13 protein-coding genes are annotated in these 15978 nt (G+C 68.3%); 2 read left to right on the forward strand and 11 right to left on the reverse strand.

All coding sequences use genetic code 11. From position 1 onward, the window contains the following. Positions 1 to 61: 61 nt before the first annotated feature. The 7 genes from G3W89_RS11855 to G3W89_RS11885 form a co-directional block, all read right to left on the reverse strand. Positions 62 to 565, reverse strand: coding sequence for a hypothetical protein (locus tag G3W89_RS11855; RefSeq protein WP_162574269.1), 504 nt, complete (start codon positions 563 to 565; stop codon positions 62 to 64). Positions 566 to 1097: 532 nt separating this feature from the next. Next, complete coding sequence (locus G3W89_RS11860; RefSeq protein WP_162574270.1) at positions 1098 to 1946, reverse strand: proteasome-type protease; 849 nt, start codon at positions 1944 to 1946, stop codon at positions 1098 to 1100. Between the two features lie 13 nt (positions 1947 to 1959). Beyond that, positions 1960 to 4587, reverse strand: coding sequence for a DNA mismatch repair protein MutS (gene mutS, locus G3W89_RS11865; RefSeq protein ID WP_162574271.1), 2628 nt, complete (start codon positions 4585 to 4587; stop codon positions 1960 to 1962). A gap of 106 nt (positions 4588 to 4693) precedes the next feature. Further along, positions 4694 to 5209, reverse strand: coding sequence for a hypothetical protein (locus G3W89_RS11870; protein WP_162574272.1), 516 nt, complete (start codon positions 5207 to 5209; stop codon positions 4694 to 4696). A gap of 233 nt (positions 5210 to 5442) precedes the next feature. Next, the gene (locus G3W89_RS11875) at positions 5443 to 6759 is read right to left on the reverse strand and encodes a sulfatase family protein (protein WP_162577440.1); all 1317 of its coding nucleotides are present in this window, start codon (positions 6757 to 6759) and stop codon (positions 5443 to 5445) included. 24 nt (positions 6760 to 6783) lie between these two features. Beyond that, positions 6784 to 7752 (reverse strand): Bug family tripartite tricarboxylate transporter substrate binding protein, encoded by a 969-nt coding sequence (locus tag G3W89_RS11880; protein WP_162574273.1) that lies wholly within the window; start codon positions 7750 to 7752, stop codon positions 6784 to 6786. A gap of 8 nt (positions 7753 to 7760) precedes the next feature. Next, on the reverse strand, positions 7761 to 8744 hold the full coding sequence (locus tag G3W89_RS11885; protein WP_162574274.1) for a Bug family tripartite tricarboxylate transporter substrate binding protein: 984 nt from the start codon (positions 8742 to 8744) through the stop codon (positions 7761 to 7763). Positions 8745 to 8877: 133 nt separating this feature from the next. Between G3W89_RS11885 and G3W89_RS11890 the strand changes: the two genes are divergently transcribed. Then, positions 8878 to 9375: a MarR family winged helix-turn-helix transcriptional regulator gene (locus tag G3W89_RS11890; protein WP_162574275.1), complete on the forward strand. Its 498-nt coding sequence runs from the start codon at positions 8878 to 8880 to the stop codon at positions 9373 to 9375. A 19-nt stretch (positions 9376 to 9394) separates the two neighbouring features. On the opposite strand, the gene G3W89_RS11895 is transcribed toward G3W89_RS11890, so the two are convergent. Then, positions 9395 to 10390, reverse strand: a complete 996-nt coding sequence (locus G3W89_RS11895; protein ID WP_162574276.1) for a Bug family tripartite tricarboxylate transporter substrate binding protein — start codon at positions 10388 to 10390, stop codon at positions 9395 to 9397. Between the two features lie 146 nt (positions 10391 to 10536). Between G3W89_RS11895 and pcaQ the strand changes: the two genes are divergently transcribed. After that, positions 10537 to 11520, forward strand: coding sequence for a pca operon transcription factor PcaQ (gene pcaQ / locus G3W89_RS11900; protein WP_162574277.1), 984 nt, complete (start codon positions 10537 to 10539; stop codon positions 11518 to 11520). Here pcaQ and G3W89_RS11905 read toward each other — a convergent pair. From G3W89_RS11905 to G3W89_RS11915, 3 genes are read right to left on the reverse strand one after another with little or no spacing between them, the layout of a single operon-like run. Then, on the reverse strand, positions 11503 to 12606 hold the full coding sequence (locus tag G3W89_RS11905; protein ID WP_162574278.1) for a mechanosensitive ion channel family protein: 1104 nt from the start codon (positions 12604 to 12606) through the stop codon (positions 11503 to 11505). The genes pcaQ and G3W89_RS11905 overlap by 18 nt on opposite strands. Further along, on the reverse strand, positions 12606 to 14837 hold the full coding sequence (locus tag G3W89_RS11910; protein WP_162574279.1) for an FUSC family protein: 2232 nt from the start codon (positions 14835 to 14837) through the stop codon (positions 12606 to 12608). The genes G3W89_RS11905 and G3W89_RS11910 overlap by 1 nt, the downstream gene beginning before the upstream one ends. Further along, positions 14837 to 15865 (reverse strand): inositol monophosphatase family protein, encoded by a 1029-nt coding sequence (locus G3W89_RS11915; RefSeq protein ID WP_162574280.1) that lies wholly within the window; start codon positions 15863 to 15865, stop codon positions 14837 to 14839. The genes G3W89_RS11910 and G3W89_RS11915 overlap by 1 nt, the downstream gene beginning before the upstream one ends. Positions 15866 to 15978 lie beyond the last annotated feature (113 nt).

Consider the following 15978-nt stretch of genomic DNA (forward strand, 5'->3'; position numbering starts at 1 on the left):
GAGAACGCCATGTGTCGCATTCCTTCTCGCGTGCCGGTTCGTCTCGATCGTTTCGCAGCTGCTAGGCAGCGACCGCGCCGAGCAGGCTCCGGAGCCTGGTCTTGAAACGCATGCCGACCGATGCGCCTTGCGGCCGCACCGCCAGCGAAGAAGGCCGGCCGCCCTGCGTAGGCGCCCACATGTCGTCGCGCGAGGTCGGCCCGGCGCTCCCTGTCTGAGGCGCGGCCAGCATCACCGAGGCAAGGAAGGCCGACTGGCCGGCTGCCTTCGACGCCTCGCTCAGTTGGCTCCAGTTGGCTGGACGAGTGTTCGCAGGAAGCACATCCAGATGGCCCAGCAAGGAGCGGCTCACGTCCAGTAGCGCACTGGCAGAGGCAAGGCAGAAATACACCGCCGACGGCGTAGGTGCTTGCCCGGCGCCTGGCTGTTCGAAAGGTGCAGCGGAGAACTCATCGCGCGGCAGGCACTGATGCACTGTGGCGGTGGTTTGGAGTGCGGAGAGCAACTGGTCGATCTCGTGCAGTGCGCGGTGCATGAGTTCGGTCTCGAGGCATGTGCTTGTCACGGAGAAGCTCCTGGACTGGCGCGAGACAACTCTGGAATCTGACTACCGGGATCGGTCTCGCTCGATCACCGGCTTGATTTCAGTGTTGCTTTTTGCCCGTCAGGCCAATAGGCCCGGAGGAGCCAAGACGCCGCTGCACGGTGGGTCACATCGCGAGAAGGTTCGTGTGGCCCGGTTCAGGCCATCTGCCTGCACTGCTGGACGCGATGCATCTCTCGTGCTTCGCTGCGCGCTGTTTCGCGGCGGTCAGGTGACCGCCGCGCGTTCGAGCATCGAGGCGGTTGGCCCGCCGATGTTGATCAGTGGTGCACTCCCTCTGTCGGCAGTCTCAAACCTTGCCTGCGGCGACGTGCCGGCCCCGTGCTTTTTCGAGGGCCATGGCGGTGCGTTTGGACGGCTTGAGCCGGTTGGCCCGCCACCATTGATCCATGACGGATTAACCCCTTCGGCACGGCCCGCGTCGGGCGGTCGCTGGCGAAAGAATTTGCGAGAAACGATCGAGCGTTTCGATCGCATCGGGTGCGTCAAACGCTCAGATGAGCTTTTCCTCGGGCGTCGAGATCTTGCGCAGCGGGCTGTGCCGCGTGGCTGGCATCTTGAGCGGGTGCTCGGCGTAGGTGTCGTCCCAGACCGGGTCCTCGATGCTGTCGAACACCTCGCGCAGCTTCTGGCCCCAACTGCTGTGGACCATGCGGTAGTACGGGTTGTCGGCGTCTATGCAGACCACCTTGTCGGTCTCGAGGCGGTTGGCCTCATACACCACCAGGTCCAACGGCAGCCCGACCGAGAGGTTGGACTTCATGGTGGAGTCCATCGACACCAGGGCGCACTTGGCTGCCTCGTCCAGCGGCGTGTCGGGCGTCAGCACGCGGTCGAGCACGGGCTTGCCATACTTGGACTCGCCCACCTGGAAGTACGGCGTCTCGGTCGTGGCCTCGATGAAATTGCCGGCCGCATAGACCATGAACAGGCGCATGCCTTCGCCCTTGACCTGGCCGCCGAAAATGAAGGAGACGTTGAACTCCAGGCCTGCGTGCTTGAGCGCCTCGGCATCGCGGTCGTAGACATGGCGCACCGCCGAGCCCAGCACGCGTGCGGCGTCGAACATGCTCTTCGCATTCCAGATCGTGATTGGCGGGCTGTCCTCACCGTTCTCGCCGGTTTCGCGGACTTCGCGCAGCGCTTCGATCTGAAGGATCTCGCGCACCGACTGCGAGATGCTCAGGTTGCCGGCCGACAGCAGCACCATGACGCGGTCGCCCGGCTGCTCGTAGACGATCATCTTGCGAAAGGTGCTGATGTGGTCCACACCCGCATTGGTGCGCGAGTCGGAGAGGAACACCAGGCCGGCGTTGAGTTTGATGCCTACGCAGTAAGTCATGTGTTAACAGGCCTTAGCCGTGCTCGCGCGCGTGGAGTTTCTTGAGTGTGTAGATCGCTTCGAGCGCCTCGCGCGGGCTCAGCGTATCGGGGTCGAGCGCCGTCAGCGCGGATTCTACGGCGCTCGCCTGTGGCGCCGCGACGGCTGGCGGAGGCGCAAACAGGTCGACCTGGGCACGGGCCTGCAGCTGCTGGGCCTCGAGCGCTTCGAGTGCCTGGCGCGCGTGGTTGACCACTGCGGCCGGCATGCCGGCCAGCCGCGCGACCTGGATGCCGTAGCTCTTGCTGGCCGGCCCCGGTTGCATCTCGTGCAGGAACACGATGTCGCGTCCGGCCTCGGTGGCGCTCACATGCATGTTGACTGCGCCATGGTGCGTGGCCGGGAATTCGGTGAGCTCGAAATAATGGGTCGCGAAGAGGGTGAAAGAGCGCGTGCGGTCGTGCAGCTGGGCCGCGATGCCGGCGGCTAGCGCCAGGCCATCGAAGGTGCTGGTCCCGCGGCCGATCTCATCCATCAGCACCAGCGAATGGGCGGTGGCGCCGTGCAGGATCTGCGCCGCCTCGGTCATCTCCAGCATGAAGGTCGACTGCGCATTGGCCAGGTCGTCGGCCGCGCCGATGCGCGTGTGGATGGCATCGATGGGCCCCAGCCGGCAGGCGTCGGCCGGCACATGCGAGCCAATTGAAGCGAGCAGCACGATGATCGCGACCTGCCGCATGTAGGTGGACTTTCCGCCCATGTTGGGGCCGGTGATCACTTGCAGGCGTTGCTGGGGTCCCATGCGGGTGTCGTTCGCAATAAACGCGCCCGATGATTTCTCGGCCAGCCGAGCCTCGACCACGGGGTGGCGGCCCTTCTCGATCTCGATGCAGGGATGGCCCACGAAAGAAGGCTGCCGCCAGTGCAGCGTGTGCGAGCGCTCGGCCAGCGCGCACAGCGCATCTAGCGCGGCCAATGCGCCTGCCAGTCGCGTGAGCGCGGCGACCGAGGGCTGCAATGCATCGAGCAACTGCTCGTAGAGCCACTTCTCGCGGGCGAGGGCGCGGTCCTGCGCCGACAGGGCCTTGTCCTCGAAGGCCTTGAGCTCGGGCGTGATGAAGCGCTCGGCGTTCTTCAGGGTCTGGCGGCGGCGGTAGTTGTCGGGCACCTTGGCCAGCCCGCTCTGCGAGACCTCGATGTAGAAGCCGTGCACGCGGTTGAACTGCACGCGCAGGTTGGAAATGCCGGTGCGCTCGCGCTCGCTGGCCTCGAGCTGCAGCAGGTAGGCGTCGCTGTTCTCGCTGATGGCGCGCAGCTCGTCGAGCTCGGCATCGTGGCCTGTGGCGATCACGCCGCCGTCGCGCACCAGTGCCGAAGGCTCGGGGTGGATGGCCGCGACCAGCAGCTCGACGCAGCCCGGCGGCGGCGCCAGTTGACCAGCCATCTGCGCGAGCAGCGGCGAAGACGAGGCGGGCAGGGCCGGCGCAAGTTCCTCCGCCTTCGCCAGCGCCATGCGCAGTGCGACCAGCTCTCGCGGGCGTACCTGGCGCAGCGCGATGCGCGCAGCGATGCGCTCTACGTCGCTCGTGTTCTTGAGCCGGTCGCGCAGCGCGCGCCACGGCGCGGCGGGAGCACCCGAGGGCGCGGCCTGCAGTGCGGCAATGGCCTCGAGGCGTGCCTGCGCTTCGGTGCGGTCGCGGCGCGGCGCCAGCAGCCAGCGCTTGAGCAGCCGGCTGCCCATGCCCGTCATGCAGGTGTCGAGCAGCGAGAACAGCGTCGGCGAATCCTCGCCGCGCAAGGTCTGCACGAGTTCCAGGTTGCGGCGGGTGGTCGGCGGCAGCTCGATCAGCTCGCCGTCACGCTCCACGGCGAGCCGCTGCACGTGCGAGAGCGCGCGGCCCTGCGTGTGCTCGGCATACCCCAGCAGCGCGGCCGCGGCGGCGTGCGCATTGGCCAGCGACTCCGCGCCCCACGCCGCGAGGCTGTTGCTGCCCATCTGCTCGCACAGCTTGCGCTCGCCGAGGCCGCCGTCGAACTGCCAGGCCGGCCGCACCGAAATGGTGAAGCCGGCGCCGCTGCGCGCCGCCTTCAGGCGCTGCTCGAAGCCCGGCGTGACCTCCGCGCTGTAGAGCAGCTCGCTGGGCCCGATGCGTGCGATCCAGGTTTCCAGCGCATCGGCCGGGCACTCGGCCAGGCGCAGCTCCGCGCCGGTGACGCTGAGCCAGGCCAGCCCGCAGAAATTGCGCGAGCCTGCATGCACCGCGAGCAGCAGCGAGTCGCTCTTGTCCTGCAGCAGCTCGGCATCGGTCAGCGTGCCGGGCGTGACCACGCGCACCACCTTGCGCTCCACCGGGCCCTTGGACGCGCCCACCTCGCCGACCTGCTCGCAAATGGCCACCGACTCGCCGAGCTTGATCAGCCGCGCCAGGTAGGTGTCGACCGAGTGAAAGGGCACCCCGCACATCACCACCGGCTGCCCCGCCGATTGGCCGCGCTGTGTGAGCGTGATGTCGAGCAGGCGTGCCGCTTTCTCGGCGTCGGCGTAGAACAGCTCGTAGAAATCGCCCATCCGGTAGAACAGCAGGGTGTCGGGATGGTCTGCCTTGAGGGCCAGGTATTGGCTCATCATCGGCGTGTGCGGTGCTGTCGCGGGAAGGGTCATCGAGGCGGTGGATGGGTGCGAGGCCGGGAAGTCGGCCGGGCCCGCATCATAAGGAAACGGGCGTTCGCCTCGCGGCGCACGCCCGTTGTTTCAATCGAGCCAGGTTCTAGATCCGCCCGCGCCGCCGTCGTGCGACACGCACGGCATCCACCCACGTGTCGATGTTGAAGCGCTGCCCCGAATCCGCGATGCGCGCCCCGGTGATCATGTGCAGCGGGATGCGATGCGTCTCGCCCGGCAATTCGCCGTGGCCGGTGAGGAATCTCTTTTGCAGGTCCAGGTGCTCGACCTGCATCGTGCACTCCGCCTTGCGGCCGCGCGGATCGACATAGCGCACGCGGATGCGCGGCTGCTCGTCGACGACGGCGTGCTCGCCCTTGCCTTGAATGAACCACTCGGGCAGCGTGTCGGGCACCGAATCGCCGGAGCGGTCCAAGCCCGCGCGCACGGTCGGGATCTCCAGCGGCACATGGCCGGAGCGCACCCGGGCCGCGGCGATGCGGCGCTCGGCTTCGCGCCGCTCGGCGACTCGGTGCCAGGCAATCCACATGACGACGAAAAGAAGCAGCGCCCCTGTCAGCAGCGCGAGCAGGAACTGCCATTGGGCAAGTCCGATGTCCATCTCCGAAACCTCTCTGACCAGATAGCCATTAAGTACTCATCGGAAATTCTGGTCGACCGGCGAAGAGGTGTCAAACGGCCGCGTGGCATAGGGCATCCGGCCAGTGCGCCAGCACCTCAGTCGTCGTGGGTGTCGTGCGTGGCCGCGGCGCCGCGGCGCCAGTAGCCCGAGGCGCGGATCCCGCCACCGAGGGTGATGCGCACCATGTGCGGTGTGATGCGCTTCACGGCACGTCAGCGCTGGGGCATGTTCTTGACCGAATAGCCGAGGCTCACGGTCGCATCCTCGGGAATGGGTGGCATGCTCGTGTTCCATGCGTCCCAGGCCGCGCGCATCGATGCCAGCCGCTCGGGCTCGCGCTCGGCCTGGTTGGCACGTTCGCGCTCGTCGGCCGGGATGTTGAACAGGTACTCGTTGCCGTCGACCTGCAGGTACTTCCAGTCGCCGTCGCGCAGGGCACGCTGGCCGCGGTGGTTCATGCGCCAATGCAGCGGACGATGGAAGCCGGCGGCTGCATCGCGCAGCACCGGCAGCAGCGACATGCCGTCGAGCGGGTACTCGGGAGCCGACTGCGCGCCGCCGATATCGAGCATCGTGGCTGACCAGTCCATCGTCATGCAGTGCTGGCTGCTTTCGCCACCGGCGCGGATGACGGCGGGCCAATGCGCGATCCACGGCACGCGGATGCCGCCCTCGGTCAGGTCCATCTTGCCGCCGACGAGCGGCCAGTTGTCCGAGAAGCGCTCGCCGCCGTTGTCGCTGGTGAAGACGACCAGCGTGTCTTCGGCAATTCCCTGCTTCTCCAGCGCGGCCATGATCCAGCCGATGCCCTCGTCCATGTGATGGATCATGCGGCGGTACACGTGGATGTTGCCCCCGGCCAGGTCGAACAGGTTGTTCTTCACGGCCGGCGCACGGCCCGCGTCCTCGCGCGTTTCCCAGGGCCAATGTGGCGCCGTGTAGTGCAGGCTCAGGAAGAAGGGCGCCTGCTGGCCCGCCATGCGCTCGACGTAGTCGACGGCGCGGCGGGAGAACAGGTCGGTGAGATAGCCCTCTTCCTGCTTGTCTTCCTCGCCGGCCCACAGGTCGTGGCGGCCCGCCGAGTCGCAATGCGTGAAGTAGTCGACCCCGCCCGACATCGCCCCGAAGAACTCGTCGTAGCCCGAGCGCAGCGGCCCGAAGGCGGGCGGAAAGCCCAGGTGCCACTTGCCGATCAGCGCCGTGCGGTAGCCCGCGTCGCGCAGCAGCGAAGGCAGGGTGGGGTGTGCCGGCGGCAGGCCCAGCGTGGCGCTGCCCCGGCTCCTGCTGTTGATCGGCTCCTCGGCCGCGCCCCGAAGGCGGTACTGGTAGCGCGCAGTCATCAGCGCGAAGCGCGTCGGCGAGCACACGGGCGAGTTCGCATAGCCTTGCGTGAAGCGGATGCCCTCGGCGGCCAGCCGATCGAGCACCGGCGACACGGGACCGAAGGCCGCATCGCGCCCGCCATAGCAGCCGAGGTCGGCAAAGCCGAGATCGTCGGCGACGATGAAGATGATGTTGGGACGTTGCATGGGGGTCGGAAGGGCCATGCCTTCTCAGGGTTGGTAGCCGGATTTCTGTACGACGGGTGCCCATTGCGCGCGGTAGGCCTTGAGCATGGCCGCGGTCTGCTCCTGCGTGCTGACGACCGGCGTCATCAGCGAATCCTTGAAGCGCCGCGTCGTGTCCGGGTCCTGCATGACCTCGCGAATCGCTTGCGAGAAGCGCGCGACCTTTTCTCGCGGCATGGTCGCCGGCGCGAAGAATGCGTTCCAGCCGAGCGCAACGAGGTCGAGGCCGGCTTCCTTGAAGGTCGGCACCTCGGGCGCAAAGGGCGAGCGCTTCGCGCCCGACATCGCCAGGATGCGCACCTTGGCGGCCTGGTGCTGCGGGATGACGACGTCGAGCGTGTCGACGGCGATCGGCACCTGGCCGCCGATCAGGTCGGTCAGCAAGGGGCCCGAGCCGCGATAGCCGATCACCTGGGTCTGCACCTTCGCTTTCTCGCCGACCATGAGGCCGAAGAAGTGCGGCAGGCTGCCGGTGGCCGGCACGCCGACGTTGGCCTTGTCCGGATTGGCCCGCATCCAGGCCAGCAGGTGCGGCAGTTCGCGCACCGGCACGGCAGTCGACACCGACAGCGCGAACTCGTAGTCGTTGACGTGCGAGACCGGCACGAAGTCGCGCTGGGGGTCATAGCCGTTGTCCTTGAAGACCAGCGGCGCGACCACCATCACCGCGGGGTTGGCGAGCATCAGCACATTTTGTCCGGCTGGTGTGGCCTTGACCTGCTGGGCAGCGAGCCGCCCGCCGGCGCCGGGCTTGTTGTCGACGACCACCGGCACGCCGAGCTTGGCCTGGAGCTTGTCGGCCACGATGCGGGCCACGCGGTCGGTGGCACCGCCCGGCGCGTAGCCGACGACGATGCGCAGCGGGCCGTCAGGTGACTGTGCGAATGCGGCGCTCGTCGTCAGTGCGGCGAGGGCGAGGGTGCCGGCAAGGCGGCGCAGAAGTTGCTGGAGCATGGTGCGGTTCAATCGTTGGCCTGGAAGTTGACTGCCCTCATGATGCCGCTCCAGCGCGCGGTGTCCTCGCGCATGGTCTTCAGGAGCGCTTCGGGTCCGTCGCCCGCGGGGTACATGCCGTTCTGCAGCAGTTGCTGGCGCACTTCGCGCGAGTTCACCGCGCGCGTGAACTCCGCACGCAGCTTGTCCACGATGGGCTTGGGTGTGCTTCGTGGCGCGTAGTAGGCGAACCAGGCCGCCGCGACCACGTCCCTGTAGCCTGCCTCTGCGAAGGTGGGCAGGCTGGGCATCAAGGGCGAGCGCTTGTCACCGCTGGTGGCCAGCACCTTCACGCGGCCACTCGCCTGCAACTGGAGTGCACCGCCCACGGTGTCGAAGTAGACCGGCACGGTGCCGCCCATCACGTCCTGGCGCGCCGGCGTGGAGCCTCGGTAGGGCACGTGCACCATCTTCAGCCCGGCTGCGCGGTTGAGCATCTCCCCCAGGAAGTGCGAAGGCGTGCCGGCGCCGTACGAGGCGAAGCTCAGCTTGTCACCCTGGCCCTTGGCCCAGGCGATGAACTCCGGCAGCGTGTTGGCGGGCACGTCCTTGTGGATCACCAGCGCCAGCTCGAATCGCGCAGCGTTGACGATTGGCACGAAGTCCTTCACCGGGTCGTACGAAAGCTGCCTGTAGGCACTGGGGAACATCGTCATCATGCTGGCCGTTCCCAGCAACAGCATGCGGCCATCGGGCGTCGCGGTCTTCACCGCCTCGGCCGCGATGCGGCCGGCCGCGCCGGAGCGGTTGTCGATGATCAGAGGGCCCAGGGTGTCCCGCACCTCTTGCGCGATGGCGCGCGTCAGCACGTCCTGCGTGCCGCCTGCCGGCACGCCGATCAGGACCTTGATCGGCTGCCCGGGCGTGAAGGCCTGGGCATGTGCGAGCGAGCCGATGGCAAGACCGCCCAGGAGGGAGAGCAAGCGGCGGCGATGAAGGGTGAAGGGGTGCATGGGGTTGTCTCCGGTATTTCTCTCTGTCTTCTCTCTGATGTTCTTCGCGCCGCGTGCGTGCCGCGGCGCCGATCGAATTTAGAGTCGGGGCACCTGATTGATCAAATCAACCATTCACCGGACTAACCCCGAGATGAGCGACTCCGCGCGCCAACCCCTGGACGGGCTGCTGCTGTATCGGCTGTCCCGCCTGCTGTCCGTCGCGGGCAGCATGGTCATCCGCCTGTGTGAAGGACGCTTCGGCATCACTCGGCGCGAATGGCGGCTGATCGCGACCCTCGCCAGCCGCGGCGCGCTCAGCTCTTCGCAACTGGCAGAGCATGCCCAGCTCGACCGGGCGCGTACCTCGAAGGGCGTCGGATCGCTCGTCCAGAAGCAGTTGCTGTCGCGCACGCATTCGGCCGGCGACCGGCGGCAGGTGCTGTTGCAGCTCACCGAACGCGGGCAGGCGGTGTACGACGAGCTCCATCCTCTGGTGACCCGCATCAATGCAGACCTGCTGGCGGTGCTGGATGCCGACCATGCCGCCAGCCTGGACGAGGCCCTGCACCAGCTGCAGAGGCGCGCCGAGCAGCTCGCTGCGCGGACGGTGCTGCCCAAGGCTGACCGGCGCCGCCGCGGCACGGGCTGAGGCTGCGTGCGCATGGGCTTCAGTCCAGCTTCATGCCGGTGGCCTTGACGATGCGGCCGTAGCGCTCGCGGCTCGCATCGAGATGCTGCTGCGCTGCGGCACCGGTCTCGCCGAGCGCCACCATGTCAAGCGTCCCGAGCCGGCTCTTGAGCTCCGGCAGCGCGAGGGCGGACCGCAGCGCGCTTCGCAAGGTCTGCATCACGGGCTCGGGCGTCGCCGCCGGGACCATCGCGAGGTAGAGCACCTCGAACTCCAGATCCTTCAGGCCAAGCTCTCCGACCGCTGCTACCTGCGGCAGCATCGGCGAGCGTTGGCGCCCGGTCACGGCCAGCGCTCGCAACTTGCCGGCCTGCAGGTGCGGCAGCAGGCCCGGCGTGGCAAGAATGCCGGCCTGCACCTCGCCAGACAGCAGCGCCATGACGGCGGGCGCATTGCCTTTGTAGGGCACGTGCGTGATTTTTGCGCCGGTCGCGCTCGAGAAGATCTCGGCTGCAATGTGGCCCGGGCTTCCATTGCCCGCCGAGGCGAACGTGAACGGCTGTGCCTTCCCCTGGCGGATGAAATCGGGCAGCGTCTTCGCATCCACCGGGGAGGCAACGCCCAAGGCGAGACCCGAGGAGCTGAAGATCATCAGCGGCTTCAGGTCGTTCGCCGCGAAGGGCATCGAGGCGTAGAGGTGCGGGTTGATGGTGAACGTGGTGTCGATCGACAGCAGCACCGTGTAGCCGTCGGCCGGGCTCTTGGCCACGACGTCCGCGCCGATGTTGCCGCCTGCGCCGGGACGGTTGTCGACGACGAAGGGCTGTTTCAGGTCTTTCTGCAAGGCGTCGGACAGCGCGCGGCCGAGGATGTCGAGTGGCCCCCCGGCCGGGAAGTTGGTGATGAACTTCACCGGCTTGGCGGGGTAGGCACTGTCGGCGCGGGCGGGCGCGGCTGCGAGCCCGAGTGTCAGGGCGGCGCAGCTGGCCATGAGGCCGAGGCGGCGCAGAGCGCCGAAGGAAGCAGGGCGGGTCATGTGTTTGTCTCCGGTTTCGGGGCGCACGCGGCAAGAGAGCGCGACAGGAGACTCTAGGAGCGCGTGCCTTCCGGCACAACTGAAAGGTGTTCTGCCTGGTATTCCATTTCGTTATATTTCCGGGCTGACCACCCCAGGAAACGCGCATGCCAGCTATAAATTTTGCTCGCCTCAAGCTGCGCCATCTGCAGTGTCTCGTGATGGTGGCTCACGAGCGCAACCTGGTGCGCGCGGCCAAGGCACTGGCGCTCACGCAGCCGGCGGTCTCCAAGACCATCGCCGAACTCGAGGACATCGTCGGCCGCACGCTGCTGCTGCGCAGGCGGCGCGGCGTCGAGCTGACGCCGGCAGCGGAGGTGCTCGTGCGCCACGCCGTGGTGGCGCTGCGCGGGTTGCGGGAAGGCCTCGGTCTGGCGCTCGAGCAGCCCGAACTCGACCAGCTGCAGGTAGCGGTGGGCGCCTTGCCGAACATGGCGGCCCATTTGCTGCCGGCGGCCATTGCGGCGCTGCACTCGAAAGCGCCCGCGCTTCGCGTGCGCGTGGCCAGCGGCACCAACGCGCAACTCATGACGCAGCTGCGCCAGGGCGAAATCGACCTGGTCCTGGGCCGTCTGGCCCAGGCTTCGGCGATGGCGGATCTGGCCTTCGAGCACCTTTACAGCGAGCCGCTGCTGCTGGTCGCTCGTGCGGCGCATCCCCTCGCATCGCTGCGACGCCCCAAGCTCGAGGCGTTGGCTGCGTATCCGCTCATCGTGCCGGTCTCGGGCACGCTGATCCGTCACACCGCCGACGCCTTCCTGGTCGCGCAAGGCATGGCGCCGCCGCGCTGCATGGTGGAGGCGACCGACACGAGCTTTGCTGTCGGTCTGCTGCAGTGTGCCGACGCCGTCTGGTTTGCGCCGCAAGGGGCGGTCGACGGGTTTCTGGCCCGTGGCGAGCTGCGCCGATTGGCCATCGACACGGCGACCACTGAAGGCCCGGTCGGGCTCACCGTGCGGCGCGGCAGCGAAGCGGGGAAGGGCGCCCGGCTGTTGATCGAATCCATCCACGAGGTAGTGCGGCAGCGCGCAGAGCTGCTCGCCGCCGCAGCCCGCAACGGACGGTCCCGCCGCTCAGCCCGGGCTGGCTGACGCGGGCCCAGGGGCCGAAGGAGCCGCCGCTTCCGCCTGCGTTGGGGGGCCGCCTTCGATGCGCAGCCTGGGCAGGAACTGCGGGTACTCGCGCTGCATGAATTCGATCAGCCCCTCGCGCATCCTGCAGCGCAGGTCGAACGCCAGCGACGAGGAGGCGGCGGTGCAGAGCACGCGTATCTGCATGGTGCGCTCTGTGGCGTCGGTCACCTGCAGGTTGAAGAAGCGACCGTCCCACTCGGGCGCCGCCTTCACCATGCGCTCGACCTCCGCGCGCATCTGCGCGAGCGGCGTGCCGTAGTCGGCGTAGATGAAGACCGAGCCCAGCAGCTGCGAGCTGCTGCGGGTCCAGTTCTGGAACGGCTTCTCGATGAAGTAGGACAGTGGCAGGATCAGCCGCCGGTCGTCCCAGATGCGCAGGACGACGAAGGTGCCGGTGATCTCTTCCACGCGGCCCCATTCGCCTTCGACCACCAGCACGTCGTCGATGCGGATCGGCTGCGCCAGCGCGATCTGCAGTCCGGCGATGAGATTGCTGAAGACGGGCTTGGCCGCCAGGCCGGCCACGATGCCGATCACACCCGCGGAGGCCAGCAGGCTGGCGCCGACCTGGCGCGCGCCCGGGAAGGTCATGAGCATCAGCGAGGCGCCGGCCACCAGCAGCACGGTGCCGGCAGAGCGCGCGAGCACGCGGGTCTGGGTGAGTACGCGGCGGGCCTGAAGGTTGTCTTCCACGTCGTGAGGGTGCTTGGCCAGGACGCCGTCGGCGATGCCGTTGACGGCGCGGATGGCAAGCCAGGTCGTGGCTGCGATGAACAAGAGTCCGTTGACGTGCCGCACGCCGTTGATGAAAGTCAGGTCGTCCGGTGCGGCCTGCCACACCATCTGCAGCGCGATCAGCGGGAGAACGAAGCGCGCCGGCCCCTGGACGTTGAGGAGCATGGCGTGAACGATGGGTGCGTAGCGCGTCAGCCGCAACAGCACCATGCCGCCGATGCGGTGGACCAGCAGGGCGAGCGGAACGGCGATCAGCGCTGCGAGGCAGGGCGCGAACCATGGATGGGCGAGCAGAAGGTCCTGGGTCATCAGTGAGTCTTGAGTGTTTCCGGTTGGGAGGGTTGAAGAATGCGCGCCGCGTCGTCGCGCAGCTGCGCCGAAATGCCGATCGCCATGTCGAGCCTTCGCAACAGCCAGGGGCTGACGTCGTTCTCGAAGGGATCGGGCAGGGGCATGGGATGGGCCAAGGTGGTGGCAGCGGCGCTTTCGGGCATGACCGGGCCGGTCGTGGGGGTGCTGCCGATGTTGGCCTCGATGCGCGCTGCGGCACTCTGCAGCGGCGTCTCGATATCGGCTGGAGTGAGGCGGTCGCGCCGCAGCACCAGCATGGATTTCACCGCACTGAGCTGCGCCAGCAGCTGGTAGCTGTGCGCTTGCAGGTGCTCCAGGGGCTCCAGCGGCGGGCGCACTGCGCGCGGCTCCGACAACGAGCGTTGCGTGGCCTGCACCAGCGCCGAGAGGCTGTCGTAGGCCTCGCGGCGCGCCAGGCGCCAGTCGAGCTCGGGGCTGGTCTGCACTGCGCGGAGCTGGCCCAGGCCGAGCGCAAGCCGCGCATGGCGCGCCTGCGCCGTCAGCGTACGCGCGACCAGCGAGGGGATCTGGCTGCGCTCCCACGAGGGCAGCACGTAGCAGAAAGCCCAGGCAACGCCGGCGCCGATCAGCGTGTCTGCCACGCGTTCGAACAGCGCAAAGGTGGGGCTCATGCCTACGTTGAGCGCGTGCGCCTGCAACAGCCCCAGGACGGTTGCTGCCACCGACGTGATCAGGTAGCGCCGAACCGCGAATCCGTGCGCAATGGCCTGCGCGGCGGTCATCGCGACCAGCGAGCCCAGGGCGGAGGGATGGGCAGACAGGATCGCCACCGCGAACACGCACCCGAGCAGCGTGCCGGCGACGCGGCTGTTGCGCCTTTCCAGCGTCTGCGAGAGGCTGCCGCGCAGCACCACGACGATCGTCAGCAGGATCCAGTAGTCGTGCGAGCCCCAGGGCAGCATGACCGCGATGGCGTAGCCGACGGCGACCGCGAGCGCGGCGCGGATCGCATGGCGCAGCGGCGGCGCGTCCCATCGCCAGAGCGCGAGAAAAGGGCGCAGCGACCAGTCGGTGGGGCTCACGAACATGTGCCAGTTGGCCCGCACGATCGTGAGGTCGGGTTCGCGCTCGCCGCGCGCGAGGCTCACGAGGCGCAGCACCTCGTCGTTGATGTGGCCGATGCGGCTGGCCAGGCCGCGCGCGAGCATCGCAGGCGTCGGCCCGGCGGCCATGGTCGGCCGCGCCGCATCGCCTTCGAGGTGAATGGCCGCGAGCTCCGGACGGCGGTCGGGCACGGGATCGGGTTGGCGGCCGAGCAGCAGGGCGTCGGCGAGCGCGACCGTCTCGTCGGCCAGTTCGCCGAGGATGCGCTGCATCTCGCGCAGCGCCGCGGCATGGCGGGGGTGCGCCTTGAGCGCATCGAGGTCGAGCTCGCTGGCCAGCAGCATGTCGCGCAGTTCGAGCACGGTCACCAGCATGCCCGCAAGCCGCTGCCGGCGCGGCGTGCGGGGGGATTCGAGCACGATGTCGCGTGTTGCCTGCAACTGGTCCGCCAATGAGGCCTGCGCGCGCAGCAACTGACCCAGCAGCGGCGAGGGCACCTCGCGCACGTCGCCGGATTCGTCCCGCGGCGTGAACTGGCGGGCTTCGGTGCGCATCAGCGCGGCCAGCGAGGACAACAGGTCAGCCATCGCCTGCACCCGGTAGCGGGCGTTGAGCGCATGGTTCGCGAGCAGCGCGTAGATCACGTAGAGCCCGGCGCCCAGGCCGAAGTGCAGCGTGCGTTCGACGATCTCGCGCATGCCGGTGGGCGCCGGCGTGGCCATCGAGAAGATCATCGAGAACATGACCGCGATGGCGATCGGGATGCCGCGCTTGCCCCAGGCCATCGCCACGAAGGCGAGGAAGGTTGCGGGCACCAGCAGCAGCCCCAACTGAAGGGGTGCCGAATGCAGCAGTTGCACGCAGAAGAAGAGCGGCAGCCCAATCAAGGGCGAAGGGACCATTTGCCAGAACTTGCCGCGGCGCGGGCCGGGCAGGTCGGGCGGCGCGGTCACGATCACGCCCACGCCGGCTGCAGCTGCAGCGGCGCCGCCCAGCACCAGATGGACGCCGCCGGAGATCAGCAGCAGCCCGAAGGCGACCGACAGGCCGTTGGCGATGTAGTGGGAGAGCGCCACGCGCAGTGCGGCGCGCCCTCGTTCGGTGGCGGCGCGCTGCGCCTGCATCACTCGGCGGCGTCGTCGCCCAGGGCCGGCGAGGCCGGGCTTTCTTCGCGGCGCAGGCGGGTGAGCTTGCGTGGCGCAGGCGCTGCGGCGGATTGCGCATCCGCTGCTGCTCCGGCGTCGGTCGATGCGCCCGGCACGGTGCTTCGCGCATAGACGCTGCCGGCAGAGGGGTCGACCTCGCGCGCGCGCTCGCTGGCGGCGAACTTGTCATTCACGCTTGCGAACTTCGAGTACTTGGCCAGGATCGGGACCAGTTGGCCGTAGATCTTCGGCGCTCCGGCGAGGCATTCGCGCTGCTCGAGGAAGTCGGGCTCGCCCGTGAAGTTGCCGATCAGTCCACCCGCTTCCGTGACTAGCAGCGAGCCGGCCGCCACGTCCCAGATGTTGAGGCCGGTCTCGAAGAAGGCGTCGCTGAAGCCCGCGGCGACGTAGGCCAGGTCGAGCGCCGCCGAACCGGGGCGGCGCAGTCCGGCTGCGCGCGGCATCAGGTCGGCCATGATGGCCAGGTACTGCTTGAAGTTGTCGCCGGTGCGAAAGGGGAAGCCCGTCGAGATGAGGCACTCGTTGAGCCGGATGCGCTTGCTCACGCGGATGCGGCGCTCGTTCATGTAGGCGCCGCGCCCCCGGGTCGCGGTGAAGAGGTCGTTGCGCGTGGGGTCGTAGATGACGGCCTGCTCGACCTTGCCCTTGATCGCGAGCGCGATCGAGACGCAATAGACCGGAAAGCCATGGATGAAGTTGGTGGTGCCGTCCAGCGGATCGATGATCCACACGTAGTCCGAATCGCGGGCGCCATGCTCGGTGCCCGATTCCTCGGCCAGGATGCCGTGCCCCGGATAGGCGCCGAGCAGGGTGTCGATGACCACCCGCTCGCTCGCGTGATCGACTTCGGTCACGAAGTCGTTGACCTGCTTCTGCGAAACGCGCACCGCCTCGATGTCGAGCGCGGCGCGATTGATGATGGCGCCGGCGGCGCGGGCGGCCTTGACGGCCACGTTGAGCATGGGGTGCAGATTGGGAGACGGCATCGGATTGGGGGAAGAACGGCGGGCGGAGCCCTGGGGAGGCGGCCCGGCGATGCAGGCGGCGAGAATCGTGGATTTTACCGGCTCGGTCCCGGCCTTCGGGCCCGCTCCCCTTT

This window comes from Variovorax sp. PBL-H6 (genome assembly GCF_901827155.1).
Taxonomy (GTDB): Bacteria; Pseudomonadota; Gammaproteobacteria; order Burkholderiales; family Burkholderiaceae_C; genus Variovorax.

Excerpts from the sequence above, each read along its gene's own strand:
- pcaQ (WP_162574277.1), top strand. The coding sequence starts at position 10,537 with ATGCCAGCTATAAATTTTGCTCGCCTCAAGCTGCGCCATCTGCAGTGT.
- G3W89_RS11895 (WP_162574276.1), bottom strand. The coding sequence starts at position 10,390 with ATGACCCGCCCTGCTTCCTTCGGCGCTCTGCGCCGCCTCGGCCTCATG.
- G3W89_RS11870 (WP_162574272.1), bottom strand. The coding sequence starts at position 5,209 with ATGGACATCGGACTTGCCCAATGGCAGTTCCTGCTCGCGCTGCTGACA.
- G3W89_RS11905 (WP_162574278.1), bottom strand. The coding sequence starts at position 12,606 with ATGACCCAGGACCTTCTGCTCGCCCATCCATGGTTCGCGCCCTGCCTC.
- G3W89_RS11890 (WP_162574275.1), top strand. The coding sequence starts at position 8,878 with ATGAGCGACTCCGCGCGCCAACCCCTGGACGGGCTGCTGCTGTATCGG.
- G3W89_RS11860 (WP_162574270.1), bottom strand. The coding sequence starts at position 1,946 with ATGACTTACTGCGTAGGCATCAAACTCAACGCCGGCCTGGTGTTCCTC.
- G3W89_RS11915 (WP_162574280.1), bottom strand. The coding sequence starts at position 15,865 with ATGCCGTCTCCCAATCTGCACCCCATGCTCAACGTGGCCGTCAAGGCC.
- G3W89_RS11885 (WP_162574274.1), bottom strand. The coding sequence starts at position 8,744 with ATGCACCCCTTCACCCTTCATCGCCGCCGCTTGCTCTCCCTCCTGGGC.
- G3W89_RS11910 (WP_162574279.1), bottom strand. The coding sequence starts at position 14,837 with ATGCAGGCGCAGCGCGCCGCCACCGAACGAGGGCGCGCCGCACTGCGC.
- G3W89_RS11880 (WP_162574273.1), bottom strand. The coding sequence starts at position 7,752 with ATGCTCCAGCAACTTCTGCGCCGCCTTGCCGGCACCCTCGCCCTCGCC.
- mutS (WP_162574271.1), bottom strand. The coding sequence starts at position 4,587 with ATGACCCTTCCCGCGACAGCACCGCACACGCCGATGATGAGCCAATAC.
- G3W89_RS11875 (WP_162577440.1), bottom strand. The coding sequence starts at position 6,759 with ATGCAACGTCCCAACATCATCTTCATCGTCGCCGACGATCTCGGCTTT.